Here is a 26,404-nt window from a genome sequence, read left to right as displayed (position 1 = left end):
GGATCGCCGTCGGCTGGACCTGCGACGTCGCCTGGTGACCCAACGCGGAGATCGGATTCCCCTCTCTTGCGGACCCGATCAGTTCGACCTCTATCATCGCGCTGCCGGTTACGTCGACCGCATACTCAAGGGTGCGAACCCCGGCCACCTGCCGGTGCAGGCGCCGACAAGATGTGAGTTGGTCGTCAACCTCAAGACCGCCAATGCGCTAGGCCTCCACTGGTCGGGCGACGCTCCCTGTGATCATATCGCCCAATGCGGCGCCTGGCAGGATTGTCAAGGAAATGAGACGGCGTGAATTCATCACCTTTCTCGGCGGTTCAGCGGTTGCATGGTCGCGCACCGCCCGCGCGCAGCAGCCAACACAGCCGGTGGTCGGCTTCCTCAGAAATGCGCGGCCTGACGAAGCGGCTCACCTCGTGGCTGCCTTCCGCAAAGGATTGAGTGAAACCGGTTACGTCGAAGGCCGCAATGTCCTGGTCGAATACCGCTGGACCGGTGGCCAAACCGATCGATTGCCATCGATGGCTGCCGAACTGGTCAATCGTCAGGTAAATGTCATCGTCGCGCTCGGCAGCACGCCCGCGGTCCGCGCGGCAAAGGCGGCGACCACAACGATCCCGATCGTCTTCATGCTTGGCACCGACCCCGTCGAGCTGGGGCTCGTGACCAGCCTCAATCATCCAGGCGGCAATCTCACGGGCGTCATCAATCTCAATCTCCAGCTGGCGCAGAAATGGCTCGAGATTCTCCATGAATTGACTCCTGCGACGACGGCCATTGCGCTGCTTGTCAATCCGGCAAATCTCGCCACGACCGAGGGCTACATACGGGAGATAGAGGCCGCGGCCGGCAGGATGGGACTGAAGATTCACATCCTGCATGCCAACAACGCCCGCGATTTCGACATGGTCTTCACCAGTGCCAGGGAGCGCGGTGCCGGTGCGCTTGTGATCGTTGCAGATCTGCTGTTCATCAGCAATATCGATCGGCTCGCTGCACTGAGCCTGCTCAATTCCCTGCCCGCCATCTTTCCATTTCGCGAGTTCGTTGCGGCCGGCGGCCTGGCGAGCTACGGGACCAACCTCGCGGAGACCTACCACCTCGCCGGCGTCTACACCGGCCGCATCGTCAAGGGCGAGAAGCCCGCCGATCTGCCGGTACAACAGGCTACCCGAGTCGAACTGATCATCAATCTCAAGACTGCCAGGATGCTCGGTCTCAACGTGGCGCCCGCGTTGCTCGTCCGCGCCGACGAGGTGATCGAGTAGGAAAGCCGCGTCTGTTCATGGCCATTGGCAGGCAAGGTCAGCCATCAGGCCTGCGGAAGATGCGCCTGCGCTGATGTTCACTGCTGCCCGGCGTTCCAGTCGCGCTTGATCTTCTTGGCCAGCGACCATCGGTGGACTTCGGTCGGGCCGTCATAGATGCGGAAGGCGCGCATCTCCCGGAAGGCCTGCTCGACGATCGTGTCGGCCGTGATGCCGCTGCCTCCCATCACCTGCACGCAGCGATCGGCAACCCGCATCAATGCTTCCGACACCGCCACCTTGGCCATGGAGCTCTCGGCCGTTGCGAGCGAACCGCTGTCGAGCACGCCGGCGCACCAGTCGATCATCAATTCCGACTGCCTGAGATCGATCAAATTGTCCGCCAGCATGAAACCGACGCCCTCGTGATCGACCAGCGGCTTTCCGAAGGCATGGCGGCGGCAGGCATAATCGGTGGCGATCTCGTTGGCGCGCATGGCGAGGCCCAGCCAGCGCATACAGTGCGACAACCGCGCCGGGCTGAGCCGCATCTGCGCATACTTGAAGCCTTCGCCGCAGGCGCCGAGCATCTGGTCGGCGGGGACGCGAAGGTTGTCGATCTCGAGTTCGGCATGCCCGCCGGCCATCGCGCTGTCGATCGTGTCCAGCACCCGCAGCATGCGGATCGCGGGATCGGGCAGGTCGACCAGGAACATGCAGGCGCCGGCGTCCGACTTCGCCATGACGATGCCGATGCTGGCGCCGTCGGCGCCGGTGATGAATTTCTTGCGCCCGTTGATGACCCAGTGATTGCCGTCCAGCCGGCACGTGGTCTGCATCATCGAGGGATCGGAGCCGGCGCCGCCCGCTTCCGCCGGCTCGGTCATGAAGAACGCCGAACGCGCCTTGCCGGACATCAGCGGCGCGAGGAAGCGCGCCTTCTGTTCGGCGTTTCCGACCCTGCCGATCAGGAACATGTTGCTGCCGTCGGGCGCCATGGTGTTGCAGGCGATCGGCCCCAATGGCGACAGACCGGTCCTGATCAGGAGCTTTGCGGTTTCGCGCTGCGTGAGCTGCGATCCGTCCGGCAGCATCTGCGGCGTCAGCACGCCGGCCTTGCGGGCCCTGGCGCGCAATTCCTGCACCAGCTCGTCGCTGGGGCCATGCCGGCCCCTGCGCGGATCCTTCTCGTAAGGAATGACCTCCGACCGGATGAAGGCCTCGATCGCTGCGGCAATGCTTTCAATTCGATGGGTCATTGTTTCTCCGGCCGGTCCCCGCTGGCAACTGGACCCGCAGTCAGGCGCAACACTGCCCGTTCATCAACATTAAACTGCACGACAATTCCTTTCACAAAGGGTGGCTGCAGGAATTAGTATTGCCGGGCGAACAGTCGAGTTTCCCCAGGAAAGCGGGAGGTTGAATATGAAGAAGGCGGTATTGGCGTTGGCGACCGCTGCCACGATTGGTGTGGCTGCATTGGCGGCTCCGTCGCCGGCTCATGCGTGGCGAGGCGGTTGGGGGCCAGGCCTCGCTGGCGGGCTGATTGCCGGCGCGGTGATCGGCGGCATAGCGTCCAGCGCGTATGCCTATGGGCCCTACGGCTACTATGGACCGGGATACGGCTACTACGGCGGCTATGCCCCCGTCTATTACGGCGGCTACGCCCCGGCGTACTACAACTACGGTTACGCACCTTCTTACTACTATGGTCCCCCTGTCTATTACGGTCCGAGGTACCGGCGGGTTATCCGCCCCTACGCCTACGGCCCTCGGGTCGTCCGCGGATATCGTTATCGCTGGTGACCGCCAGCCGAGGTCCGAACAACGAGAGGTCGCAGGGTCTGCGGCCTCTTTCGTTTGATCCGGGTGGCGGCTGCGCCAAGCCGGCCCGACGGGCAAATCAGTTCGGTTTGCCGGAATCGTGTCAAGCCCCAAATTGAAAAAATTTTCGCTTTACCGGAATTCTGATTTGCGGCATAACCCGATCAGCCCGCGCCACCATGAGGGGACGCTTCGCGGTCGTCACGAACGTTGGCGCGGGTTGCGATGGACGCTTGCGGCGTCGGGTGTTCACCTGACGAAAACGCCGCGGCGTACGGCGAAGTCGTGTGGTCCTGGCGCCGCGACCCTGGCGTCTATCCGGCCCGCCTGTGCGGGCCTGGCAACGGTGACAATAAAGGCCGCTCACCGGGGAGAGCACGAAGTAAGCCGTAAAGCCATTGCGCGGGGAAGGCCGGGATGTCCCGGCTGTACCTGTCAAACCCGTGTGCGTCGTTTCCACTTTTTTGCACACGGCAATGCGGGCGCAGTCGGCGCCCGGCCTTCCCTGCGCCCTCTGTCAGAGAGAGGGCCGACGAAGATGCACAACCCGGGCGAAAACCAGTCGCGGGAATGAGAGCGCACGCGCCTCACACACCGCTGTCGTCCCGGACAAGCGAGCGCGATCCGGGATCCATAACCACAGGAAGTCATTTTGCGAAGGCTGGAACTACAACCTGCTTCAACAACCCGATCCCGTGGTTATGGGTCCCTGCTTTCGCAGGGACGTCAATGGTGTGAGACGCGAGCGCGGCTCGCTATTTCTGCATCCCCTTCGGCAGCATCGACTTGAGCTTGTCGAGCTCGAGGATGTTCATCTTCATGCCGCCGGGCATCACGATGTCGCCGGGCTTCTGGTCGGCCTTGCAGGCGCCGAGCCACTTCGCCTCGATCGTGGTCGCGGAGTCGCGCGGCATGCCGGAGGGCGCGCCTTCGGTGCGCGACGTCGATTTCACCGTGTAGGCGGAATTGAAATCGCCGGTGATGTCGGCATGCGAGGTGATGGTCATGCCGGCGACGCTGCAGACGGAATCGCTGACATAGCCGGTCGCGGTCTTCTGGATGTCCTGCTTGGAGCAGGTCTCCCTGCCCGGCGAGAACGAGGTGCTCATCTGCTTGTCGGTGGAGGCATCGGTGCAGTGCTGCATGGTCATGTCGGGCGTCGAGCCGCCCGTGCGCACCATCTTCATTTCCCACAGGCCCGCCTTGCGGACCGGCAGCTCCAACGCCAGCGCGCCGGCACAGGGCACGAGCGCCAGCAAACCGAGCGAGGAGACGAATGAGAGAAGCTGTCGCGTCATGCGTCGCGCTCCCGTCTGGCGGTATGAGGGAACGGCAGCTAGTAGCGCGTGACCAGCGGCCGCGCGTTGGCGCCATAGGGCACCCAGCGGCAGGCAAAGGAGATGTAGCCGCCTTCATAGGCCTGCACGGCGAGGAATTTCACCACCTTGCCGTACCAGGCGCAGTGATCGACCGCGAGCTGGCGCGCGTCGACCTGCTGGGCCGCCGAAAACGCGACGATGCCGCCGGTGTCGTTGGCCTTGAACGGCGGCACCCAATCGGCCTGCGCCGGCGCAGCGGCCAGCATCCCAGAGATCGCAACCAAGCCCGCGGCCACAACTTTTCGCATCGGCGACTCCATCTTCACGGGCGCACCTTAGAGCGCCCGGCCGGCGCTGGAAAGAACGGCCCGGCCGCCGCATGGCGAACTCTCGTCAGGTGTTGCCGCGCTGCACTTGACCTCCCCCCGCCTTCGCGTCACCGTCCCGCCAAATCGACCGTAAGCGGATTCCCATGCGCGCGCCGTTGAAATTCTCGACAAAATCCGCCCTTGCCGCGGTGCTCGGCGCCGTGTTCGGCCTTCTGGCTCTCGGCGAGGCCCGCGCCGCAAACCCGCTGGAACTGAATTTCTGGCTCAGCGGCCCCCGCTATGACGGCCGGGTCGCGCCCTGCGAGAGCGCGCTGCCCACCATCACCTCGCAGTTCCGGGAGAAGGAGAGCAGCTTCTGGAATTCGAGCCTCGCCATCACCGCCTACGGCAATATCCGCGAGACCGCCTTCCGTCCCTGGCAGTCCGACAACATTCCGCGCCGCTATTGCTCGGCCGAGGCGCTGCTCTCCGACGGCAAGATGCGCCCGGTGCACTTCTCGATCATCGAGGATGGCGGCTTTGCCGGGTTCGGCCAGGGCGTCGAATGGTGCGTGGTCGGCCTCGACCGCAACTGGGCCTTCAACCCGGCCTGCAAGACCGCGCGGCCCTGATTCGCCGCCGGGGGGCCGCAGCAACCCAAAATTTTGTTCTTGAAATGTTCTCGCCGCCTGCTAGGCTCCGCCCCGCTCTGGTGTGAGGACGCGGTCATGGTTCATTGCTTCCCATTTCATTATCTCCCGATGTTGCAGTCCCTGCCGAAGCTGGCTTCCCGGTTTCTCGTTGCGCTGATTTTCCTGCTCGGACCGGCCTTCCTCGCCTCGGCGCAGGCGCAGGATCGCCGCCAGAACGCCCCCGGCGAGTTCGATTTCTATGTGCTGTCGCTGTCCTGGTCGCCCTCCTTCTGCGAGGCGGCGGCCGAGCGCGGCAATGCCGAGCGCTCCAGGGCGCAATGCAGCGAGCGCTCCTACTCCTTCGTGGTCCATGGCCTGTGGCCGCAATACGACCGCGGCTCTCCGGAATATTGCCGGCGTCCCGCGCCGCGGCTGGAGCGCCATGTCATGGTCTCGATGCTGGACCTGATGCCGGCGCCGGGGCTGATCTACAACCAGTGGGACAAGCACGGCACCTGTTCGGGGCTCGGCACGCGGGCCTATTTCGAGACCATCCGCAAGGCGCGCGCCGCGGTGAAGATCCCGCACGAGCTGCTGCAACTGCCGAATCCGAAGCTGATCTCGCCGGAGGAGCTGGAGGCGGATTTCATCAAGGCCAACCCGGGACTCACCGCATCGTCGATCCAGGTGACCTGCGACTCGCGCCGCCTCAGCGAGGTGCGCATCTGCATGAGCCGGGACCTGCAGTTCCGCGACTGCGGCGACAACGACCGCCGCGCCTGCCGCCGCGACCAGGTGCTGATGCCGCCGGTGCGGGGTGGATAGTTATCCTGCGTCATGGCCGGGCTTGTCCCGGCCATCCACGTTTCGAGCCGCGAAGTAAGTAAGACGTGGATGCCCGGGACAAGCCCGGGCATGACGAAGTAGAAAGACAAGGAATCCGCTCGGTACCTCCATATTCCCCATGAACTATCGCCACGCCTTCCACGCCGGCAGTTTCGCCGACGTCGTCAAGCACATCGTGCTGACGCGCATGCTGCTCTATCTGCAGGACAAGCCGGCCGCCTTTCGCGTCATCGACAGCCATGCCGGCGCCGGCCTCTACGACCTCGCCGGCGAGGAGGCGCAGCGCAGCGGCGAATGGAAAAGCGGCATCGCGCGCATCGTGCAGGCGCGCTTCTCGGAAAAGGCGCTGCCGCTGGTTGCGCCCTATCTCGACATCGTCAGGTCCTTCAACACCGGCGCGGAGCTGAAGACCTATCCGGGATCGCCGCTGATCGTGCGCGCGCTGCTGCGGCCGCAGGACCGGCTGACCGCCTGCGAGCTCGAGCCGAAAGCGCGCAAGGCCCTGATCGATGCGCTGCGCCGCGACACCCAGGCGCGCGTGGTCGATCTCGACGGCTGGACGGCGCTGGCCGCCTTCGTGCCGCCCAAGGAGCGGCGCGGGCTCGTCCTGATCGACCCGCCTTTCGAGGCAAAGGACGAGTTCGAGCGGCTGGCGAAAAGCTTCCGCGCCGCCTTCCAGAAATGGCCGACCGGCAGCTATCTCATCTGGTACCCCGTCAAGAGCCGGCGCGCCGCCGACACGCTGGCGCGCGAGGTGGCGCAGGCCGCGCAAGGCGCAACGCCCGCCGGAAAGTGCCTGCGGCTGGAATTCTCCGTCGCCCCGCAACAGGCCTCAGGCCCGCTCGCTTCCACCGGGCTGCTGATGGTCAACCCTCCGTGGACGTTGCAGGCGGAACTCAGGACCATCCTCCCCGAGCTGGAAAAGCCGCTCGGCCAGGGCGGCGCCGGCCGCTTCCGGCTGGAGGTGCCGAAGCCTTAGAGCGCCTCGGCGGCAGGCCTGCGGCCATCAAAGCCATAGGCAACCCGCCGGGAACCGTATTATGCTTGAGGGTGTTGGGACTGGCTTTACGTTCCGCTTCCGCGAATGGTTGCGGCGGAGTGACAAGGCCGAAGAACAGCCGGACGAATGCGCGGAATTGGCCGCGACATTCGTCAAGGTGGCCATGCTTTCCGGCAGCGATTGTCCGGTCGGCCGAACGCGGAACTGCGAGTCGGCAAAGCAGACGGGGGAGGTTTCCCGATGGCCATGACAGGGACGGTCAAGTTCTTCAACGGCGAGCGCGGCTACGGCTTCATCAAGCCCGACGACGGCGGCCGCGACGTGTTCGTCCACATCACCGCGGTGGAACGCGCCGGGTTGAAGGACCTCACCGAGGGACAGCGCATCAGCTTCGAGGTCGAGCCGGACAAGAAGGGCAAGGGCCCGAAAGCGGTCAACCTCGTCGTTTCCTGACGCGCGCTCGCTTTCTCGATTCGCGAAGACAAAAAAATCCCGGCCACTTTCGGCGGCCGGGAGGTTGTTACGCCAGGTATTCTTGTCGGACGTTTTCTCGTTGGGCGTTTCGTATTCAGAAGCGGTAGTTCACCCCCGCCCGCACCGTGCCGAAGCTCAGGCCGTGCGAGGCGCCGGTGGTCACGAAGTTGCTGTTGGCGAGATCGACATAGAGATATTCGATCTTGGCGCTCCAGTTCGGCGCGAAGCCGAACTCGGCACCGAGGCCCGCGGTCCAGCCGACATTGGTGTGGGATTCCGACAGGCCGAAGGTGGAGGCGCGCAGCTCGCCGAACGCCAGGCCCAGCGTGCCGTAGAACAGCACATTGTTGAAGGCATAGCCGCCGCGGCCGCGCACCGTGCCGAACCAGGGATTGGAGAACTTCCAGGTTGCAAAGGTATCGTCGGCGCTGGAGCCCTGGATGTCGGCCTCGGCGCCGAACACCCACGGGCCCCGCTGGAAGTTGTAGCCGGCCTGCAGGCCGCCGACGAAGCCGCTCGGCTTGGCCCAGGCGTTGTCGACGCTGCCCCAGGCGTAGCCGAAATTGCCGCCGAGATAGGGACCGGCCCAGCTATAGGCGTTGAGCGGCTGGTTGACCGTCAGGGGCCCGCGCGAATTGTAGTTGAAGTCCGCCGCCTTCGCCTGGATGCTCCAGCCTGCCGCGAGGAACGCGAGCGCGCCCAACACAAACCTGGTCATCGGTACTCTCCACCACGCCACTCGACCCGCGGCCAGGACGGCGAAAGCCCGCCATGGTTACGGAATTGCAGTCTTTTCGGCTAAGAGTTATCGAGAGTTTTAAGTTAAAGGCTTGTTAAGCGGAGTTACCGCCCGCTCATCATTCTTAAAAATGTGTTACTTGCCGACAGCGCGCGCCTGCTGGCGATGCGGCGCGCCAATGCATAAATTCGGCCCCATGAAAGACGATTCCAGCGATCCGCCGGCACCGCGCCCGCGCAAAGGCAAGCCCGGTTCTGCCGGCGACGTGCCGCAGCAGGACGCCGGGCCGCCACAAGATGTGGCGGGCGACATCGACCCGGCGACAGCCGGCGCCGAGGACGACGAGGAAGCGCGGCTGCCGGACATGGCCGAGGAAGCGGCGGAGGCCATCGCCGAAGGCGGGCTGACGGCGGGACATGCGGCGATCGAGAACGCGGTGCGGCTCGCCCCCACCTCGCCCGGCGTCTACCGCATGCTCAATTCAGCCAATGACGTGCTCTATGTCGGCAAGGCCAAGAACGTCAAGAAGCGCCTGACCTCGTATGCGCGGGTCAACGCACCGCAGCCGGCGCGCATCCTGCGCATGATCGCGGCCACCACCAATGTCGAGATCGTCTCGACCACGACCGAGACCGAAGCGCTGCTGCTGGAAGCCAATCTCATCAAGCAGCTGCGCCCGCGCTTCAACGTGCAGCTCCGCGACGACAAGTCGTTTCCCTACATCCTGATCACCGGCGACCACTGGGCGCCGCAGATCCTGAAACATCGCGGCGCGCAGACCCGGCCCGGCCGCTATTTCGGCCCGTTCGCCTCCGCCGGCGCGGTCAACCGCACCATCACGGCGCTGCAGCGCGCGTTCCTGATCCGCTCCTGCACCGACTCTTTCTTCGAGAGCCGCAGCCGGCCCTGCCTGCTCTACCAGATCCGCCGCTGCGCCGGCCCCTGCACGCGCGAGATCGATTTCCCCGGCTACACGGAGCTGGTGCGCGAGGCGACCGAATTCCTCTCCGGCCGCAGCCACGCCGTGAAGCAGCTGCTCGCCGCCGAAATGGAGAAAGCCTCCGGCGAGCTCGAATTCGAGACCGCCGCAACCTTCCGCGACCGCCTCGCCGCACTGTCGGCGATCCAGTCGCAGCAGGGCATCAATCCGCGCAGCGTGGAGGAAGCCGACGTGTTCGCGATTCACCAGGAAGGCGGCTATTCCTGCGTCGAGGTGTTCTTCTTCCGCACCGGCCAGAACTGGGGCAACCGCGCCTATTTCCCGCGCGCGGAGAAGACCTTCACGCCGGAAGAGGTGCTGAACTCCTTCGTGACGCAATTCTACGACGACAAGCCGCCGCCGAAACTGATCCTGCTCTCGCATGAGGTGGAAGACACCGCGCTGCTGGCCGACGCGCTTTCGGTCAAGGCCGGCTTCAAGGTCGAGGTCTCCGTGCCCAAGCGCGGCGAGAAGAAGGAAATGATCGCGCATGCGCTGACCAATGCGCGCGAGGCGCTCGGCCGCAAGCTCGCCGACACCGCGACCCAGGGCCGGCTCCTGGGAGCCATGGTCACGACACTCGGCCTGCCGCACGCCCCGAAACGCATCGAGGTCTACGACAACAGCCACATCCAGGGCAGCAATGCGGTCGGCGCGATGATCGTCGCAGGGCCCGACGGCTTCATGAAGAACCAGTACCGCAAGTTCAACATCAAGTCGGAAGGGCTCACGCCGGGCGACGACTACGCCATGATGCGCGAGGTGCTGCAGCGCCGCTTCAAGCGGCTGCTGAAGCCCGCCGATGGCGACGACGGCAAGCCGCGCGACGACGATTCGTTTCCGCAATGGCCCGATCTCGTCATCATCGACGGCGGCCGCGGCCAGCTCAATGCGGCGCGCGAAATCCTCGCCGGGCTCGGCGTCGACAGGGTCACGCTGCTCGGCGTGGCCAAGGGGCCGGACCGCGACGCCGGCCGCGAGACCCTGTTCATGCCGGAGCGCGAGGCGATCAAGCTCGAGCCGCGCGACCCCGTGCTCTATTTCATCCAGCGGCTGCGCGACGAGGCGCACCGGTTCGTGATCGGCTCGCACCGCAAGCTGCGCAAGAAGGACATCCGCGAGGCCGGCCTGCAGGAAATCCCCGGCATCGGCCCGTCACGCAAACGTGCCTTGCTGCTGCACTTCGGAACCTTGAAGGAGATCGAGCGGGCCTCGATCGCCGATCTCGGCAAGGTTCCGGGGGTCAGCGCCGAAAGCGCCCGCCGGATCTTCGAGTATTTCCACACCCAGCCCGGCTGAATACGGGTTTGATACTATATTTGCGTCATCTCCGCCCCTCATGTGCGCCAAGGTGTTGACCTCCCTGCTTCCCCGGTATTGGTAAGACGGATGAACATCGCGACCACCAGAAGCCACTCCAAGAGCTTTTCGATCCCGAATATCCTGACCGTGGGGCGGATTGCCGCCATCCCGGTGGTGGTCGGCTGCGTCTACTTCCAGTCGGTGCTGGAAGGCCCGCTGTGGCTGCGCTGGGTGGCGCTCGCCGTGTTCATTGGCGCCGCCATCACGGACTGGCTGGACGGCTATTATGCGCGAATCTGGGACCAGCAATCCGCCTTCGGCCGGATGCTCGACCCGATCGCCGACAAGCTGCTGGTCGCCTCGTGCCTGCTGATGCTCGCCGCCGACAACTCGATCCACGGCTGGACGCTGTGGGCCGCGGTCGTGATCCTGTGCCGCGAGATCCTGGTCTCGGGCCTGCGCGAATATCTCGCAGCCCTTCGGGTCAGCGTGCCTGTCACGAAGCTCGCGAAGTGGAAGACCACCGTCCAGCTCGTCGCCATCGGATTCCTGATCGCCGGCGAGGCCGGCGAGCAGCTCATTCCCGCCACTACACTGATCGGCATCGTGCTGCTCTGGATATCGGCGATCGTCACGATCTACACCGGCTGGGATTATTTCCGCGCCGGCATCCATCACCTCATCGAGGAGGACGAGGGATGAAGGTGAAGTATTTCGCCTGGGTGCGCGAGCGGATCGGCAAGGCGGAAGAAACCGTCGAGCCGCCGGCCAGCGTGCGCACGGTCGATGAACTGATCGCGTGGCTGTCGAACCGCGGCGATGCCTATGCCCATGCGTTCGAGAAGCCGAAGGTGATCCGCGCCGCGATCGACCATGCGCATGTCAAGCCGGATGCGGCGATTGCCGGCGCACGCGAGATCGCGTTCTTTCCGCCGATGACCGGCGGCTGAGTTTTTTCGCCATGGGCATGGCTGCAACCATCCGAATACAAGAGGCCGATTTCGACATCGCGCGGGAGATCGCAGCGCTGGGCCAGGGCCGCACCGACGTCGGCGCCGTCGTCAGCTTCACCGGCATCTGCCGCGGCACCGAGGGCAGCGAACCGATCGCGGCGCTCACGCTCGAGCATTATCCCGGCATGGCGGAAGCAGAGATCAAGCGCCACGCCGACGAAGCGATGGCGCGCTGGCCACTGCAGGGGCTCACCATCATCCACCGCTTCGGCCGCATCGCGCCCGGTGAAAACATCGTTCTGGTCGTCACCGCTTCCTCGCACCGGCAGGCGGCGTTCGAGGCAGCCGAATTCCTGATGGATTATCTCAAGACCAACGCGCCGTTCTGGAAGCAGGAGGAGAGCGCGCGCGGCAACAGCTGGATCGAGGCGCGCGACCATGACGACGTAGCCGCCGCGCGCTGGACCAAATCCTGATGGCAAGGCGCGCAAAGCCAGCCGCAAGGCGCGGTCGACCCGTTGCGAAGGCACCAAAGGTCGGCGCCGGCGAGTTGCAGACGCTGCTCGATTTCGTCCGCTATGCCGTGACCCGCTTTGCCGAAGCAAAGCTCGTGTTCGCCCATGGCACCACCGATCCGGTCGCGGAAGCCGCGTTCCTCGTATCCGAGACGCTGCATCTGCATCCCGACCAGTTCGAGCAGTTCGCCCATGCCCGCGTCACCGCGGCGGAAGGCAGGAAAATCCTCGCCCTGATCGAGCGCCGCGTCTCGACCCGCAAGCCTGCGGCCTATCTCGTCAACAGGATCTGGATGCGGGGGCTGCCGTTCTATGTCGACGAGCGCACCATCGTGCCGCGCTCCTTCATCGGCGAGCTGCTGGACTCCCATTTCGGCGACGGCGAGGATGCGACCTCGCTGATCGGCGATCCGGCGGAAGTGGAGAGCGTGCTCGACCTCTGCACCGGCAGCGGCTGTCTTGCGATCCTCGCCGCCCGCCATTTTCCGCATGCGACGGTCGATGCGGTCGATATCTCCAAGGACGCGCTCGCCGTCGCTGCGCGCAACGTCGCCGATCACGGCCTGGACGATCGCATCACGCTGCACCGCGGCGATCTCTTCGCACCGCTTGGCAGGAAGCGCTACGATCTCATCATCTCCAACCCGCCCTATGTCGACGCCGAGGGCATGGCGGGCCTGCCGGCCGAATGCCGGGCCGAACCTGCGCTCGCCTTCGACGGCGGGGCCGACGGGCTCGACATCGTCAGACGCATCCTGGCCCAGGCCAAGGCGCATCTTGCACCGCAAGGTGGCCTGCTCTGCGAAATCGGCCGCGGCCGCGACAATCTCGAGGCCGCCTTCCCGCAATTGCCGCTGCTCTGGCTCGATACCGAGGATTCCGAGGGCGAAGTGTTCTGGATCGCCGCCTCCGACCTCTGATCAGCCTGCTTGCGCGGAAATATCACGACCGTTTGGATTCCCCCGTCGCGGCGAAGCTGGTAGCCTCCACACCCGAGCCGTCGCGCCCCGACATTTTGAAAAGAGGCCTCCCATGCTGGACAAGAGCCCCACCAAGTCCCCCGTCAACGTTCCCAACGACCTTGCCGCGCACTGGATGCCGTTCACGGCCAACCGCGCCTTCAAGAAGGCGCCGCGGCTGCTCGCCGGCGCCAAGGACATGCACTACATCACCGTCGACGGCCGCAAGCTGATCGACGGCGCCGCCGGCATGTGGTGCACCAATGCCGGCCACGGCCGCACCCAGATATCGGACGCCATCGGCAAGATGGCCGCGACGCTGGATTACGCGCCGCCGTTCCAGTTCGGCATCCCGCAGGCGTTCGAACTGGCAAGCCGCATCGCCGATCTTGCGCCCAAGGGCCTCGACCACGTGTTCTTCTGCAACTCCGGCTCGGAAGCGGCCGATACCGCGCTGAAGATCGCGCTGGCCTATCACCAGATCAACGGCCAGGGCGCCCGGTCGCGCCTGATCGGCCGCGTCCGCGGCTATCACGGCGTCGGCTTCGGCGGCACCTCCGTCGGCGGCATCGTGGGCAACCGCAAGATCTTCGGTTCGCTGCTTGCCGGCGTCGACCATCTGCCGGCGACCTATGACCGCGAGAAGCAGGCCTTCACCAAGGGCGAGCCGGAATACGGCGCGCATTTCGCCGATGCGCTGGAGGATCTCGTCAATCTGCACGGCGCCAACACCATTGCCGCCGTCATCGTCGAGCCGATGGCGGGGTCGACCGGCGTGCTGGCCGCGCCGAAGGGCTATCTCAAGCGGCTGCGCGAGATCACCCAGAAGCACGGCATCCTGCTGATCTTCGACGAGGTCATCACAGGCTTCGGCCGGCTCGGCTTTGCCTTTGCCGCCGAGCGCTACGGCGTGCTGCCGGACATGCTCACCTTTGCCAAGGGCGTCACCAATGGCGCAGCCCCAATGGGTGGCGTGCTGGTGCGCGACACCATCCACGACGCCTTCATGACCGGGCCGGAGCACATGGTCGAATTGACCCATGGCTACACCTATTCGGCGCATCCGCTGGCCTGTGCGGCGGGGCTGGCCACGCTCGACATCTATCGCGACGAGAAGCTGTTCGAGCGATCCAACAAGCTCGAGCCGAAATTCGCCGACGCCATCATGTCGCTCAAGAACCAGCCAAATGTGCTCGACATCCGCACCGTGGGCCTGACCGCCGGCATCGACCTGGCGCCGCAGGCGGACGGGGTGGGCAAGCGCGGCTTCGCCGGGCTCAACAGCGCCTTCCACGACCATGACATCATGTTGCGCGCCGTCGGCGACACGCTGGCGCTGACGCCGCCTTTGATCGTCACCGAGGACCAGATCGGCGAGATCGTCGACAAGGTCGGCAAGGTCATCCGCGCGGTCGCGTAGAACGACCGGCGGACCGGGCCGGACCCCTTCCGGCCCGGCCTCCAGGCCCGCTTCCCGGAACCGGCCTGCGCAGGCGGGCGCTTCGGGTCGCCGGCAACCGGTCCCGGCCGAAGCTTCTATCCCCTCGAATCAACAATGGTGCTAAGCTTGCTCCCGCCGTGGGGAGCGCATACGAGACCATGCCTGAAGGATTCCGTGTTTTCTCGCATCGGGGCGTTCCGGACATGAAGGCGATGCGCGCACAATGATCCGTATTTCCACGATCTTCATCGCCGTCTGCATGGTGCTGGTCGCCGCCTCGCTCGGCCTCGTGCTGTATTCCTGGGCCGGCATCAGCGGATATGAATCCGCGCTGGTGGCGCTGACCGCGCTGACCTTCCTCATCCTCTACAATGCCGTCTCCATGCGGCTGCGCGACCGCACCGATGTCGGCGGCCAGATCGCCGACCTCTCCCGCGGTACCGCCGACCTTGCGCGCCAGGTCGCCGAGTTCGGCCGCCGGCTCTCCGTCATCGAGGGCAAGGTGGTTTCGGCCAATTCCGCCAGTGCCGACCGCATGCAGGGCGTAATCGGCGAGATCAACGAACTCGGCGTGCTGGTCAAGCAACTCGCGACGACGGTTGCGACCCATGAAGAGATGCTGGCCGCCGGCCCTCCGGCCGCGCCGACGCCTCCGAGCCGGCCCGAGGCTGAGCAAAGGGATGCACCGGAGGCCGCCCACGCCGTCACGATCACTGAAGCGCCGCCTACGCCCGCGCCCACCCCCACCGCATCGGCTGCACCTTCCCGCAGTCAGACGCAGCTGATCGGCGCGATAAAGAACGCGATCGAGGAGAACCGGCTCGATATCTATCTGCAACCGATGGTGACGCTGCCGCAGCGCAAGGTGCGCTACTACGAGGCGGTGACCCGGCTGCGCGACGACAAGGATCACGTTCTCGTCGCGGAAGATTTCATCGCCACGGCCGAGAGCGCCGGCCTGATCGGCCGCATCGATCACGCCGTGATGTTGCGCTGCGTGCAGGTGCTGCGGCGCCTGATGGTGCGCAACAAGGAAGTCGGCGTGTTCTGCAACGTCTCGGCGACCACGCTGACCAATCCGACCAATTTCGCCCAGTGCCTCGATTTCCTCGAAGCCAACCGGGCGCTCGCGCCCTCTTTCGTACTCGAATTCAAGCAGGAGACGCTGCGCAAGCTCGGCCCGGCGGAGACGGAAAATCTCGCCGCGCTTTCGCAGCGCGGCTACCGTTTCTCGATCGACCACGTGACCGATCTGCGTTTCGAGCCGCGCGAGCTCGCCGACCGCGGCGTGCGCTTCATCAAGGTGCCGGCCTCGCTGCTGCTCGATCCCAAGCAGAGCTCGACCTCCGACATCCACCCCTCCGACCTGTCCGATTTGCTCGGCCGCTTCGGCATCGATCTGATCGCCGAGAAGATCGAGGGCGAACGCGCCGTGGTCGATCTGCTCGATTTCGACGTCCGGTTCGGACAAGGGTTCCTGTTTGCCCCGCCGCGGCCGTTGCGGCCCGAGGGGGCATCTGCTACCGGCGGGGCCACCGCCACCAAGCCACAGGAAGCCAATGGTTCCGGCAATCCGGCCCCCATCGAAACTGCAGCCGTCGATCCGCCGCCGCGCGCGACCGGCAACGCTGCGCTGGCGCGCCGCGCCGTCGGTCCGAACTGACCGTCCCTCGCTGCCATGACGCTCCGTTTTGTCGAGAGGCTGCGCGACGTCGTTGACGGCGTCGAAGTCGTGCTCAGCGACATCTGGGGCGTGGTGCATAACGGGCTGGAGTCGTTCCCGGACGCCTGCGCGGCCCTGCACAGCTATCGCCGGCAGGGCGGCGTCGTCATCCTCATCACCAACGCACCGCGCCCGGCCGACTCGGTGCAGCGGCAGTTGCGCAAGCTCGGCGTCGCCGACGAAACCTATGACGCCATCGTCAGTTCGGGCGATCTCACCCGGCGTTTCGTGGCCGATCATCCCGGCAAGAAGCTGTTCTGGGTCGGCCCGGAGCGCGACAGCTCGATCCATCGCGGGCTCGACCCCGTGATGTCGGAGCTCGAGGACGCCGACTACATCATCTGTACCGGCCTGTTCGACGACGAAACCGAATCCGCCGAGGACTACCGGCCGATGCTGTCAAAGGCGCTCGCGCGCAAGGTGCCGCTGATCTGCGCCAACCCCGATATCGTGGTGGAGCGCGGCGACCGGCTGATCTATTGCGCCGGCGCCATTGCCGAACTCTACCGCGAACTCGGCGGCGAGGTGGTGTTCTATGGCAAGCCCCACCGGCCGATCTATGAGCGCGCCATGACGCTGGCCGCGGAGCGCCGCGGCGAGCCGGCGGAGCTGCGCCACGTGCTCGCGATCGGCGATTCCGTCCGCACCGACCTGACCGGCGCCCACCGCTTCGGGATCGACTGCCTGTTCGTCACCCGCGGCATCCACGCCGAGGAATTCGCCGGCATCGAGCAGCTCGACCCGGCTTCGGTGAAGGAATTGTTCGGCCACCCGCCCAAGGCGCTGATCCGCGAATTGCGCTGGTAAAGCCCCTCCGCGTCATGGCCGGGCATAGCCCTCCGAAGGACGGCGTCGCTTTCGCTCGCCTATCCCGGCTATCCACGTCTTGCTTTTCGGCCCTCAATAAAGCGGATGCCCGGGACAAGCCCGGGCATGAGGAAACGGATGGAGCTCGCTTGGAATCTCGGCTTACGCCATCGTCATGTCGGGGAAGACCGCCTCGATCTTGGTCTTCAGCGTCGCCGCATTGAACGGCTTGACGATGTAATTGTTCACACCGGCCTTCTTGGCCGCGATCACGTTTTCGGTCTTGGATTCCGCCGTGATCATGATGAAGGGCGTCGTCGCCAGATTGGGATCGGCACGGACTTCCTTCAACAGGTCGTAGCCGGTCATCGGCTCCATGTTCCAGTCGGAAATCACCAGGCCGTATTTCTTGCCGCGCATCTTGTTCAGCGCCGCCGAACCGTCGCTGGCATCATCGATATTCTCGAAGCCGAGCTGCTTCAGAAGATTTCGGATGATGCGGATCATGGTGCTGTAATCGTCCACCACCAGAACCGGCATCGAAAGATCAACCGCCATCCTCTACCCCCAACACTTTACGCCACAACAGACATGCCGGATCGCGCCAAACCTGCAATCCGCCCCCAACGCTTAGCACCGAGGCGTTAAACAGGGCGTTAAGCCGACCTCTGCGAGAAGGTCCGTAGAACACCCGTTTTGCTGCGCATTTGGCCCCCGCTTGACTTGAGCCGCCCGGCCAAGTCACGGTCCGGCCGCGTCCCGGCTGAGCCGGGAATTCATCAGGAATCGACCAGAAATCCCCGGAAATGCCGTCCCAATTCACCGTTATCCGCGACACCACGCCCGCCTCTGCTATCCCCAAGGGAGCGGTGGTGGCGATGGGCAATTTCGACGGCGTCCATCTCGGCCACCGGGCTGTGATCGGGGCTGCCCTGCAGATGGGCCGAGCCCATGGCAGGCCATCCTTCGCGGTGACCTTCGAGCCGCATCCGCGCAGCTTCTTCAGCCCGAACAGCCCGCAATTCCGCCTGACCACCGAGACCAACAAGCTGCGGCTTCTGGCCGGCACCGGGCTTGCCGGCGCGGTGGTGATGACCTTCGACGGGACCCGCGCCGGAACCTCGGCGCAAGATTTCATTCACCATGACCTGATCGAGCGGCTCGGCATCAGCGGGATTGCCGTCGGCTACGATTTCCATTTCGGCAAGGGCCGGGTGGGCTCGCCGAGCCTGCTGGTGGCCGAGGCGCCGCGGCTCGGCATCGAGGTCGACGTGCAGGCCCATGTCGATATCGACGAGCGGCCGGTCTCCTCCACGGCCATCCGCATGGCGCTGGCGGAAGGGCACATTGCCGACGCCACCACCATGCTGGGCGGACCCTGGTTCGTCACCGGCACGGTGATCCATGGCGAGAAGCGCGGCCGCGGCCTCGGCTTTCCCACCGCCAACATCCGCCTCGACAAGAACTGCGAGCTGAAGCACGGCATCTACGCGGTGCGGGTCGGCCGTGGAGCCGAACGCTTCGATGGCGTGGCGAGCTTCGGCCGCCGCCCGACCTTCGACAATGGCGCCCCCTTGCTCGAAGTGTTCCTGTTCGATTTCACGGGCGACCTCTACGGCGCCGAGCTCGACGTCGCCTTCATTTCCTTCATCCGCGACGAGCTGAAATTCGACAGCATCGGCGCGCTGGTGGCACGGATGAACGAGGATTCCGCCCGCGCCCGCGCCGATCTGGCGGCGGCGCCGGAGGCCTATCCCCGGTTAGGTACGATTGGCTGAATCAGCCGTCAGGCTTTGCGATTTCGGCCCTCCCCTGCTATGGAAGCCCCATGTTCGCGCGGCGCATCATAGGGATTAGCGGCCCGGCTTCCGCCTGAGCCTTTTGGCTCGGCGCAAGACCGGGAATTTCCTCGTTTCCACCGCGATCGATCGCGTCCCCCGCGCCGTCTACGAGCCAAATCAGAGCATTCATGTCCGAAAAGCCGCAAAAGTCCGATTCCGCCGATTATTCCAAAACCCTGTTCCTGCCGCAGACGGATTTCCCGATGCGCGCCGGGCTGCCGCAGCGCGAGCCGGAAATCCTCAAATTCTGGTACGATACAGGCCTCTACGAGCGCTTGCGCAAATCGGCCGCGGGACGTCCGAAATTCGTGCTGCATGACGGCCCGCCCTACGCCAACGGCAACATCCATATCGGCACGGCGCTGAACAAGATCCTCAAGGATCTCGTCACCAAGAGCCAGCAGATGCTCGGCTTCGATTCCAACTACGTGCCCGGCTGGGACTGCCACGGCCTGCCGATCGAGTGGAAGGTCGAGGAGGAGAACTACCGCTCCAAGGGCAAGCAGAAGCCCGACTTCCGCAATTCCGCGGCGATGGTGGAATTCCGCCAGGAATGCCGCGCCTATGCGACCCACTGGCTCAACATCCAGCGCGAGGAATTCAAGCGGCTGGGCGTGATAGGCGACTGGGACCATCCCTACGCCACCATGACCTATCCGGCGGAAGCGCAGATCGCGCGCGAACTGATGAAGTTCGCCGCCAACGGCACGCTGTACCGCGGCTCCAAGCCGGTGATGTGGAGCGTGGTGGAGAAGACGGCGCTGGCCGAGGCCGAGGTCGAGTACGAGGATTATCAGTCCGACATGGTGTGGGTGAAATTCCCGGTCACCTCGCCGGCACACGGCGCGCTCGCCAATGCCTCGGTCGTGATCTGGACCACCACGCCGTGGACGCTGCCCGGCAACCGCGCGGTCAGCTTCTCGTCGAAGATCGCCTATGGTCTCTACAAGGTCACCGACGCTCCCGCCGACAATTGGGCGAAGACCGGCGATCTCCTGATCCTGGCGGATGCGCTGGCGGCAGACGTGTTCAAGCAGGCGCGCGTCACGTCCTACGAGAAGGTGCGCGACATTCCCGCCGACACGATGGATGCGATCGAGTGCGCGCATCCGCTGAAGGGCCTCGCCGGGGGATACGGGTTCACGGTGCCGCTGCTCGACGGCGAGCATGTCACCGACGACACCGGCACCGGTTTCGTCCACACCGCCCCAAGCCACGGCCGCGAGGACTTCGACGTCTGGATGGCGAACGGCCGCGAGCTGGCTGCACGCGGCATCGGCACGGCAATCCCCTACACCGTCGACGAGAACGGCGCCTTCACCGATCAGGCACCGGGCTTCACGGGAAAACGCGTCATCAACGACAAGGGCGAGAAGGGCGACGCCAACGAGGCCGTGATCAAGGCGCTGGTCGATGCCGGCAAGCTGCTGGCGCGCGGCAGGCTGAAGCACCAGTACCCGCATTCCTGGCGTTCCAAGAAGCCGGTGATCTTCCGCAACACGCCGCAATGGTTCATCGCGATGGACAAGGACATCGCCACGAACGGCAAGGTGAAGCCCGGCGATACGCTGCGCGCCCGCGCGCTGCACGCGATCTCGGTGACGCAATGGGTGCCGCCGTCGGGCCAGAACCGCATCAATGGCATGATCGAGAGCCGGCCGGACTGGGTGATCTCGCGCCAGCGCGCCTGGGGCGTGCCGATCGCCGTGTTCGTGCGCGAAAAGGCCGACGGCTCGGCGGAAATCCTGCAGGATGACGTCGTCAACCAGCGCATTGTCGAGGCCTTCATGGAAGAAGGCGCCGATGCCTGGTACCGCGACGGCGCGCGCGAGCGCTTCCTGGGCTCGCGTGCCAAGGAAGACTGGAACAAGGTCGACGACATCCTCGACGTCTGGTTCGACTCGGGCTCCACGCACGCCTTCGTGCTGGAGGATCGTCAGAACTTCCCGCAGCTCGGCCACATCGTGCGCAAGATCGACGGCGGCCAAGACACCGTGATGTATCTGGAAGGCAGCGACCAGCACCGCGGCTGGTTCCATTCCTCGCTGCTGGAGAGCTGCGGCACCCGCGGCCGCGCGCCTTACGACGTCGTGCTGACCCACGGCTTCACCCAGGCCGAGGACGGCCGCAAGATGTCGAAGTCGCTCGGCAACACCATCGAACCGCAGAAGGTGATCAAGGAATCCGGCGCCGATATCCTGCGGCTGTGGGTGGCGTCGTGCGACTACACCGACGACCAGCGCATCGGCCCGGAAATCCTCAAGAACACGGTGGAGACCTACCGCAAGCTGCGCAACACCATCCGCTGGATGCTCGGCACGCTGCATCACTTCAAACGCAGCGAAGCTGTAGCGCATGCGGACATGCCGGAGCTCGAGCGGCTGATGCTGCACCAGCTTGCGCTGCAGGCCGACGACATCCGCAAGGCCTATGCCGAGTTCGACTACAAGACGGTGGTGGCGAGCCTTGCGAGCTTCATGAACAGCGAGCTGTCGGCGTTCTATTTCGACATCCGCAAGGACTCGCTGTACTGCGATCCGCCGTCGTCGCTGACGCGCAAGGCCGCGCTGACCGCGATCGACATCATCTGCGACGCCCTCCTGAAATGGTTGGCGCCGGTGCTGAGCTTCACCTGCGAGGAAGCCTGGCGGATGTTCCGCAGGGATGCCGAACCCTCCGTGCACCTGACGCTGTTCCCGACGGATTTCGGTTCGTTCCGCGACGATGCGCTGGCGAGAAAATGGCAGACCATCCGCGACGTCCGCCGGGTCGTCACCGGCGCGCTCGAGCTGGAGCGCGCCGCCAAGAGGATCGGCTCGTCGCTGGAGGCTTCGCCGCTGGTCTATGTCTCCGACAAGGCGATCTTCGCCACGCTGTTCGACGCGGACCTCGCGGAGGTCTGCATCACCTCCAATGCGATGGTGACCAACGATACCCCGCCCGCCGGTGCATTCACGCTGCCCGACGTCAAGGGCGTCGCCGTCGTCGTCGAACAGGCAGTCGGCACCAAATGCGCGCGGTCGTGGAAGATCCTGCCCAGCGTCGGCGAGGACAAGGAGTATCCCGACGTCTCGCCGCGTGACGCACTGGCGCTGCGCGAATGGAAGGCGCTGGGAGTCTCGGTTTGATCTTTTCGTCGCCCCGGCGAAGGCCGGGGCCCATATCCACGGCTCTCCGAGTGGACAAAGGCAGATGACCAGCAGTCTTCCCGGCAACGAACGACACGGCGTATGGGTCCCGGCCTCCGCCGGGACGACAGCGCCAATTGCGACGGCGTCTCAGCCATGAGCCGCCCGCTCCGCGCCGGCATCCTCGCGGCGCTTGCAGCGCTCGTGCTCGACCAGGCGAGCAAGCTCTGGCTGCTCTACGTCTTCGAGCTCGGCCGGCGCGGCGCGGTGCAGGTCACGCCGTTCTTCGACCTGGTGCTGGCCTGGAACGTCGGCATCAGCTTCGGCTGGTTCCAGAACGACAGCTGGATCGCGCAGGCGATCCTGACCGCGGTGAAGGCGGCCGCCGTGATTGCTCTGGCGATCTGGATGGCCTGGTCGCGGACCATGCTCGCCACCATCGCCCTGGGCCTCATCATCGGCGGGGCCATCGGCAATGCCATCGACCGCTTTGCCTATGGCGCGGTGGTCGATTTTGCCCTGTTTCACGTCGAAATCGCCGGAAAGACCTTCAATTGGTACGTATTCAACGTGGCCGACGTGGCTATCGTTGCCGGGGTAGCGGCCCTATTGTATGATTCATTCTTGGGGGTACCCGCCGCAAAAGCGCCCTGATCCCGGCAGATACGAACCCTCGTAATGCGCCCGCCCGAGGGGCGGATAGCGTCGAAATTTGTGAGCAGGAACAGCGCGATGCGCAAGACCGAAGCGAGCGGATGGATGGTAAGGGCTCCCCTCATGCGGGCGGTCTGGCTCACGGCTGCCGCCCTCGGCATCGGCCTCGTCATGGCCGCCGGCCCCGTACGTGCGGCCGATGACGAGGACGAAGACGACAAGACCTTCGAGGAAAAGATCATCGAAGGCATCATGCGCGGCATGGGCGGCACCAATATGGAGAACCGCGGCATCGAGTATCGCGAGCGCTCGCCGTTAGTGGTACCGCCCAAGCTCAATCTGCCCCCGCCCGGGCAGGCGGCTGCGGATTCCAAGGTGCCGAACTGGCCGAAGGATCCCGACGAGCAGCGCCGCAAGGCGGCGGTCGAGGCACGCAAGAAGGCCAACAAGGATCCCCGCGAGGCATCCCGCCTGCTGGCGCCGAGCGAACTCGCGCAGAAGGGCACCGGCAGGTCGTCGGGCGACAGCACGGCCGATCAGCCAGGCGGCAATTCCAATCTGCTCTCGCCATCGCAACTCGGCTACAACGGCGGCTTCAGCGGCCTGTTCGGCGGCAACAAGTCGGAGACCGCGCCGTTCAAGGGCGAGCCGACGCGCGACTCGCTGACGCAACCGCCGACGGGTTATCAGACGCCGTCGCCGAACTTCGCCTACGGTACCGGGCCGAAGGAATCGATGAACAAGGAATACAATCCGGCCGCCGGCAAATATGGCGAATAGTTAAGCTTGTCTCTCGCCTTCGTGACGCTGGCCGGCGCCCGCGCGGTGTATACCGCAGCTAATTCCGGACGATTTTGTCCGGACTGTACCGACAGGTCATGATGCCTTCAAAACGATTTGCAGTTTCCCTTCTCGCTGCCCTCTTGCCTGTTTTCGCAGGCAGCGCCCTCGCCCAGACCAACGGCAAGCCGCAACCGCCCGCGAGCTTCACGCTGCAAAACGGCCTGCAGGTCGTGGTGATCCCCGACCACCGCACCCCGGTGGTCACGCAGATGATCTGGTACAAGGTCGGCTCTGCCGACGAGACGCCGGGCAAATCGGGGCTCGCGCATTTCCTCGAGCATTTGATGTTCAAGGGCACGGCGAAGCACCCGGCCGGCGAATTCTCAAAGACCGTGCTTCAGGTCGGCGGCAACGAGAACGCTTTCACCTCGACCGACTACACCGGCTATTACCAGCGCGTTCCGCGCGACCAGCTCGCACTCATGATCGAGTTCGAGGCCGACCGCATGACGGGTCTCATTCTCAAGGACGAGAATGTGCTGCCCGAGCGCGACGTGGTGCTGGAAGAGTTCAACATGCGCGTCGCCAACAATCCCGATGCGCGGCTGAGCGAGCAGATCATGGCCGCGCTCTACCTCAACCACCCCTATGGCCGTCCGGTGATCGGCTGGCGCCAGGAGATCGAGAAGCTCGATCGCGAGGACGCGCTCGCCTTCTACAAGCGCTTCTACGCACCGAACAATGCGATCCTGATCATCGCCGGCGACGTCGAGGCCAACGAGGTTCGTCCGCTGGTCGAGAAGTTCTATGGACCGATTCCGGCGCAATCTTCGATACCCGAACGGCGCGTCCGCCCGCAGGAGCCGGTTCCGGCCGCCCCGCGCACCGTGACGCTGTCCGACCCGCGGGTCGAGCAGACCAACATCCGCCGCTACTATCTCGTGCCGTCCTCGACCACGGCGGCTGCCGGCGAGAGCGCCGCACTCGACGTGCTCTCGCAATTGATGGGCAGCGGCGCCAATTCCTATCTCTACCGCGCGCTCGTCATCGACAAGCCGCTCGCGATCAGCGCCGGCGCCGGATACCAGGGCACGGCCCTCGATGCGACCCAGTTCCAGATATCGGTGTCGCCGAGACCCGGCGTGGAGTTCCTGCAGATCGAGCAGGCGATCGACGCCGTCATCGCCGATCTCTCGCAAAATCCGCCACGCGCAGAAGACCTCGAGCGGGTCAAGACCCAGTTGATCGCGGAAGCCGTCTACGCCCAAGACAACCAGGCGACCATGGCGCGATGGTACGGCGGCGCACTGACCTCGGGGCTGAGCATCGAGGATATCAGGAGCTGGCCGGAGCGGATCCGCGCCGTCACCGCCGAGCAGGTGCGTGACGCCGCACAGAAATGGCTGGACAAGAAGCGCTCGGTGACCGGCTATCTGATCAAGGATCAGGCGCCCAAGCGCGAGGAGAAACGTTCGTGAGCCTGTTGATCACCCGTCGCACCGCGCTGATTGGCGGCGCCGCCGCGCTTGCCTTGACTTCGTTCGCCTCCTCGCCTTCGCAGGCCGCCGCGAAAATCCAGCGGCTGGTCTCGCCGGGCGGCATCGAGGCCTGGTTCGTACAGGATGCGACCGTACCCCTGATCGCGATGGAGTATGCCTTCGGCGGCGGCGCGGCGCAGGACCCCGCGGCCAAGCCTGGCGTCGGCAACATGGTCGCGAGCCTCCTCGACGAGGGATCCGGCGATCTCGATTCCAAGACCTTCCACGAGCGGCTCGACCGCCGCGCCATCGAGCTCAGCTTCTCCTCCTCGCGCGACACGTTCCGCGGCAGCTTGCGCATGCTGAAGGAGAACAAGGACGAAGCCTTCGATCTGCTGCGCATGGCGCTGTCGGCGCCGCGCTTCGAGAGCACCGACATCGAGCGCATCCGCAACCAGGTGCTGTCCAGCTTGCGCCGCGAATCCACCAACCCGAGCTCGCTGGCAGGGCGGAAATTCCTCGAAGTCGCCTATGGCGATCACCCGTACGGCCGTCCCGCCAACGGAACGCTGGAGAGCGTGCCGACCATTACGGTCGCCGACCTGCGCGACTACGTCGCGCGCGTCGTCGCCAGGGACACCCTGCGCATCTCCGTGGTCGGCGACGTCGATGCCGACGCGCTGGGCAAGCTGCTTGACAAGACCTTTGGCGGACTGCCGGCCAAGGGCAATCTTGCGCCGGTCGCCGACGTCGTTGCCGCGAGGCCGCCGCAGCGCGCCTTCATTCCGCTCGACGTGCCGCAGACGACCGTCACCTTCGGCGGGCCGGGCATCCTGCGCCACGATCCGGATTTCATGGCCGGCTATGTCGTGAACCACATTCTCGGCGGCGGCGGACTGTCGTCGCGGCTCTATCGCGAGGTGCGCGAGAAGCGCGGCCTCGCCTACTCCGTCTATGAATCTCTGATGTGGATGCAGCACTCGGCGCTGTTCATCGGCAATACCGGCACCCGCGCCGACCGCGCCGGCGAGACCGTCGACGCCGTCGAGCAGGAGATCCGCCGCATCGCCGAGGAAGGCCCGACCCAGAAGGAGCTGGACGACGCCAAGTCCTATCTGAAGGGCTCGCAGATGCTGGCGCTCGACACCTCCTCCAAGCTGGCGCAGGGCCTGCTGCAGTACCAACTCGACAAGCTGCCGATCGACTACATCGAGAAGCGCAACGCGCTGGTCGACGCCGTGACGCTGGAGGACGCCAAGCGCGCTTCCAGGCGGTTGTGGGGCCAGGGCCTGCTCACCGTGATCGTCGGCCGCGCGCCGCAGGCGGCGGCACAGCCCGCCGCGGCCCCGCCCAAGGCAAACTGATAAGGCGAACTGAGAAGGCGAACCGGGCTTTTCCACAAACCGCCGCTGGAAGGGCGCGCATTTCGCGCGCCCGGCGGCGGATGTG

At 65.2% G+C, this 26,404-nt stretch carries 25 protein-coding genes and 1 pseudogene; 21 read left to right on the top strand and 5 right to left on the bottom strand.

Annotation, left to right across the window (positions count from 1 at the left end):
• Positions 1–70: 70 nt before the first annotated feature.
• Together HZB49_RS27515 and HZB49_RS27510 are read left to right on the top strand one after the other, a co-directional pair.
• Positions 71–298 (top strand): annotated as a pseudogene (locus tag HZB49_RS27515) (ABC transporter substrate binding protein); the annotation flags it as partial.
• Positions 285–1,271 (top strand): ABC transporter substrate-binding protein, encoded by a 987-nt coding sequence (locus HZB49_RS27510; RefSeq protein ID WP_291617183.1) that lies wholly within the window; start codon positions 285–287, stop codon positions 1,269–1,271. The pseudogene HZB49_RS27515 and the gene HZB49_RS27510, both read left to right, overlap by 14 nt.
• A gap of 77 nt (positions 1,272–1,348) precedes the next feature.
• On the opposite strand, the gene HZB49_RS27505 is transcribed toward HZB49_RS27510, so the two are convergent.
• Positions 1,349–2,509 (bottom strand): acyl-CoA dehydrogenase family protein, encoded by a 1,161-nt coding sequence (locus HZB49_RS27505; protein WP_291617181.1) that lies wholly within the window; start codon positions 2,507–2,509, stop codon positions 1,349–1,351.
• 166 nt (positions 2,510–2,675) lie between these two features.
• Here HZB49_RS27505 and HZB49_RS27500 point away from each other — a divergent pair, with 166 nt between their 5' ends.
• Complete coding sequence (locus tag HZB49_RS27500; protein ID WP_291617179.1) at positions 2,676–3,056, top strand: hypothetical protein; 381 nt, start codon at positions 2,676–2,678, stop codon at positions 3,054–3,056.
• A gap of 773 nt (positions 3,057–3,829) precedes the next feature.
• On the opposite strand, the gene HZB49_RS27495 is transcribed toward HZB49_RS27500, so the two are convergent.
• Both HZB49_RS27495 and HZB49_RS27490 read right to left on the bottom strand, forming a co-directional pair.
• Positions 3,830–4,372, bottom strand: coding sequence for a DUF3617 family protein (locus tag HZB49_RS27495; RefSeq protein WP_291617177.1), 543 nt, complete (start codon positions 4,370–4,372; stop codon positions 3,830–3,832).
• A 38-nt stretch (positions 4,373–4,410) separates the two neighbouring features.
• Positions 4,411–4,701 (bottom strand): hypothetical protein, encoded by a 291-nt coding sequence (locus tag HZB49_RS27490; protein WP_291617175.1) that lies wholly within the window; start codon positions 4,699–4,701, stop codon positions 4,411–4,413.
• 164 nt (positions 4,702–4,865) lie between these two features.
• Here HZB49_RS27490 and HZB49_RS27485 point away from each other — a divergent pair, with 164 nt between their 5' ends.
• The 4 genes from HZB49_RS27485 to HZB49_RS27470 all read left to right on the top strand — a co-directional run bounded on the left by HZB49_RS27485 (position 4,866) and on the right by HZB49_RS27470 (position 7,632).
• Complete coding sequence (locus HZB49_RS27485) at positions 4,866–5,333, top strand: hypothetical protein (RefSeq protein WP_291617173.1); 468 nt, start codon at positions 4,866–4,868, stop codon at positions 5,331–5,333.
• Between the two features lie 129 nt (positions 5,334–5,462).
• Entirely contained in the window at positions 5,463–6,158 is a 696-nt protein-coding gene (locus tag HZB49_RS27480; RefSeq protein WP_291617350.1) for a ribonuclease T2, read from the top strand.
• Between the two features lie 139 nt (positions 6,159–6,297).
• A complete protein-coding gene (gene rlmJ / locus HZB49_RS27475; protein ID WP_291617171.1) occupies positions 6,298–7,158 on the top strand; it encodes a 23S rRNA (adenine(2030)-N(6))-methyltransferase RlmJ in 861 nt (286 codons plus the stop codon).
• 261 nt (positions 7,159–7,419) lie between these two features.
• On the top strand, positions 7,420–7,632 hold the full coding sequence (locus HZB49_RS27470; RefSeq protein ID WP_013501119.1) for a cold-shock protein: 213 nt from the start codon (positions 7,420–7,422) through the stop codon (positions 7,630–7,632).
• 115 nt (positions 7,633–7,747) lie between these two features.
• Here HZB49_RS27470 and HZB49_RS27465 read toward each other — a convergent pair whose 3' ends face one another.
• Positions 7,748–8,371 carry an outer membrane protein gene (locus HZB49_RS27465; protein WP_291617169.1) on the bottom strand — a complete coding sequence of 208 codons (624 nt, stop codon included), beginning with the start codon at positions 8,369–8,371 and terminating at the stop codon, positions 7,748–7,750.
• 217 nt (positions 8,372–8,588) lie between these two features.
• Here HZB49_RS27465 and uvrC point away from each other — a divergent pair, with 217 nt between their 5' ends.
• The 8 genes from uvrC to HZB49_RS27425 all read left to right on the top strand — a co-directional run bounded on the left by uvrC (position 8,589) and on the right by HZB49_RS27425 (position 17,071).
• Positions 8,589–10,670: an excinuclease ABC subunit UvrC gene (gene uvrC / locus HZB49_RS27460; RefSeq protein WP_291617167.1), complete on the top strand. Its 2,082-nt coding sequence runs from the start codon at positions 8,589–8,591 to the stop codon at positions 10,668–10,670.
• A 90-nt stretch (positions 10,671–10,760) separates the two neighbouring features.
• On the top strand, positions 10,761–11,375 hold the full coding sequence (gene pgsA, locus HZB49_RS27455; RefSeq protein ID WP_291617166.1) for a CDP-diacylglycerol--glycerol-3-phosphate 3-phosphatidyltransferase: 615 nt from the start codon (positions 10,761–10,763) through the stop codon (positions 11,373–11,375).
• Positions 11,372–11,623, top strand: coding sequence for a molybdopterin converting factor subunit 1 (moaD, locus tag HZB49_RS27450; RefSeq protein ID WP_291617164.1), 252 nt, complete (start codon positions 11,372–11,374; stop codon positions 11,621–11,623). Before pgsA ends, moaD begins: the two co-directional genes overlap by 4 nt.
• Positions 11,624–11,634: 11 nt before the next feature.
• Positions 11,635–12,102 (top strand): molybdenum cofactor biosynthesis protein MoaE, encoded by a 468-nt coding sequence (locus HZB49_RS27445; protein WP_291617162.1) that lies wholly within the window; start codon positions 11,635–11,637, stop codon positions 12,100–12,102.
• Entirely contained in the window at positions 12,102–13,061 is a 960-nt protein-coding gene (gene prmB / locus HZB49_RS27440) for a 50S ribosomal protein L3 N(5)-glutamine methyltransferase (protein ID WP_291617160.1), read from the top strand. Before HZB49_RS27445 ends, prmB begins: the two co-directional genes overlap by 1 nt.
• 112 nt (positions 13,062–13,173) lie before the next feature.
• On the top strand, positions 13,174–14,520 hold the full coding sequence (locus HZB49_RS27435) for an aspartate aminotransferase family protein (RefSeq protein WP_291617159.1): 1,347 nt from the start codon (positions 13,174–13,176) through the stop codon (positions 14,518–14,520).
• 244 nt (positions 14,521–14,764) lie between these two features.
• Positions 14,765–16,204, top strand: coding sequence for an EAL domain-containing protein (locus HZB49_RS27430; RefSeq protein ID WP_291617157.1), 1,440 nt, complete (start codon positions 14,765–14,767; stop codon positions 16,202–16,204).
• 15 nt (positions 16,205–16,219) lie between these two features.
• On the top strand, positions 16,220–17,071 hold the full coding sequence (locus HZB49_RS27425; RefSeq protein WP_291617155.1) for a TIGR01459 family HAD-type hydrolase: 852 nt from the start codon (positions 16,220–16,222) through the stop codon (positions 17,069–17,071).
• Between the two features lie 162 nt (positions 17,072–17,233).
• Here HZB49_RS27425 and HZB49_RS27420 read toward each other — a convergent pair whose 3' ends face one another.
• A complete protein-coding gene (locus tag HZB49_RS27420) occupies positions 17,234–17,629 on the bottom strand; it encodes a response regulator (protein WP_291617153.1) in 396 nt (131 codons plus the stop codon).
• Positions 17,630–17,877: 248 nt separating this feature from the next.
• Between HZB49_RS27420 and HZB49_RS27415 the strand changes: the two genes are divergently transcribed.
• The 6 genes from HZB49_RS27415 (at position 17,878) to HZB49_RS27390 (ending at position 26,319) form a co-directional block, all read left to right on the top strand.
• Entirely contained in the window at positions 17,878–18,849 is a 972-nt protein-coding gene (locus HZB49_RS27415; protein ID WP_291617151.1) for a bifunctional riboflavin kinase/FAD synthetase, read from the top strand.
• A 191-nt stretch (positions 18,850–19,040) separates the two neighbouring features.
• On the top strand, positions 19,041–22,040 hold the full coding sequence (gene ileS / locus HZB49_RS27410) for an isoleucine--tRNA ligase (RefSeq protein ID WP_291617149.1): 3,000 nt from the start codon (positions 19,041–19,043) through the stop codon (positions 22,038–22,040).
• A gap of 156 nt (positions 22,041–22,196) precedes the next feature.
• Positions 22,197–22,694, top strand: a complete 498-nt coding sequence (lspA, locus tag HZB49_RS27405) for a signal peptidase II (protein ID WP_291617147.1) — start codon at positions 22,197–22,199, stop codon at positions 22,692–22,694.
• Positions 22,695–22,772: 78 nt separating this feature from the next.
• On the top strand, positions 22,773–23,474 hold the full coding sequence (locus HZB49_RS27400; protein WP_291617145.1) for a hypothetical protein: 702 nt from the start codon (positions 22,773–22,775) through the stop codon (positions 23,472–23,474).
• A gap of 98 nt (positions 23,475–23,572) precedes the next feature.
• Positions 23,573–24,955, top strand: coding sequence for a pitrilysin family protein (locus HZB49_RS27395; protein WP_291617143.1), 1,383 nt, complete (start codon positions 23,573–23,575; stop codon positions 24,953–24,955).
• Positions 24,952–26,319, top strand: coding sequence for a pitrilysin family protein (locus HZB49_RS27390; RefSeq protein WP_291617142.1), 1,368 nt, complete (start codon positions 24,952–24,954; stop codon positions 26,317–26,319). Before HZB49_RS27395 ends, HZB49_RS27390 begins: the two co-directional genes overlap by 4 nt.
• The last annotated feature ends 85 nt before the right edge of the window (positions 26,320–26,404 follow it).

Origin of the sequence: Bradyrhizobium sp. (assembly GCF_016219575.1) — a bacterium.
In the GTDB taxonomy this organism is placed as follows: Bacteria; Pseudomonadota; Alphaproteobacteria; order Rhizobiales; family Xanthobacteraceae; genus Bradyrhizobium.
This window is presented reverse-complemented; position numbering and strand designations above follow the sequence as displayed.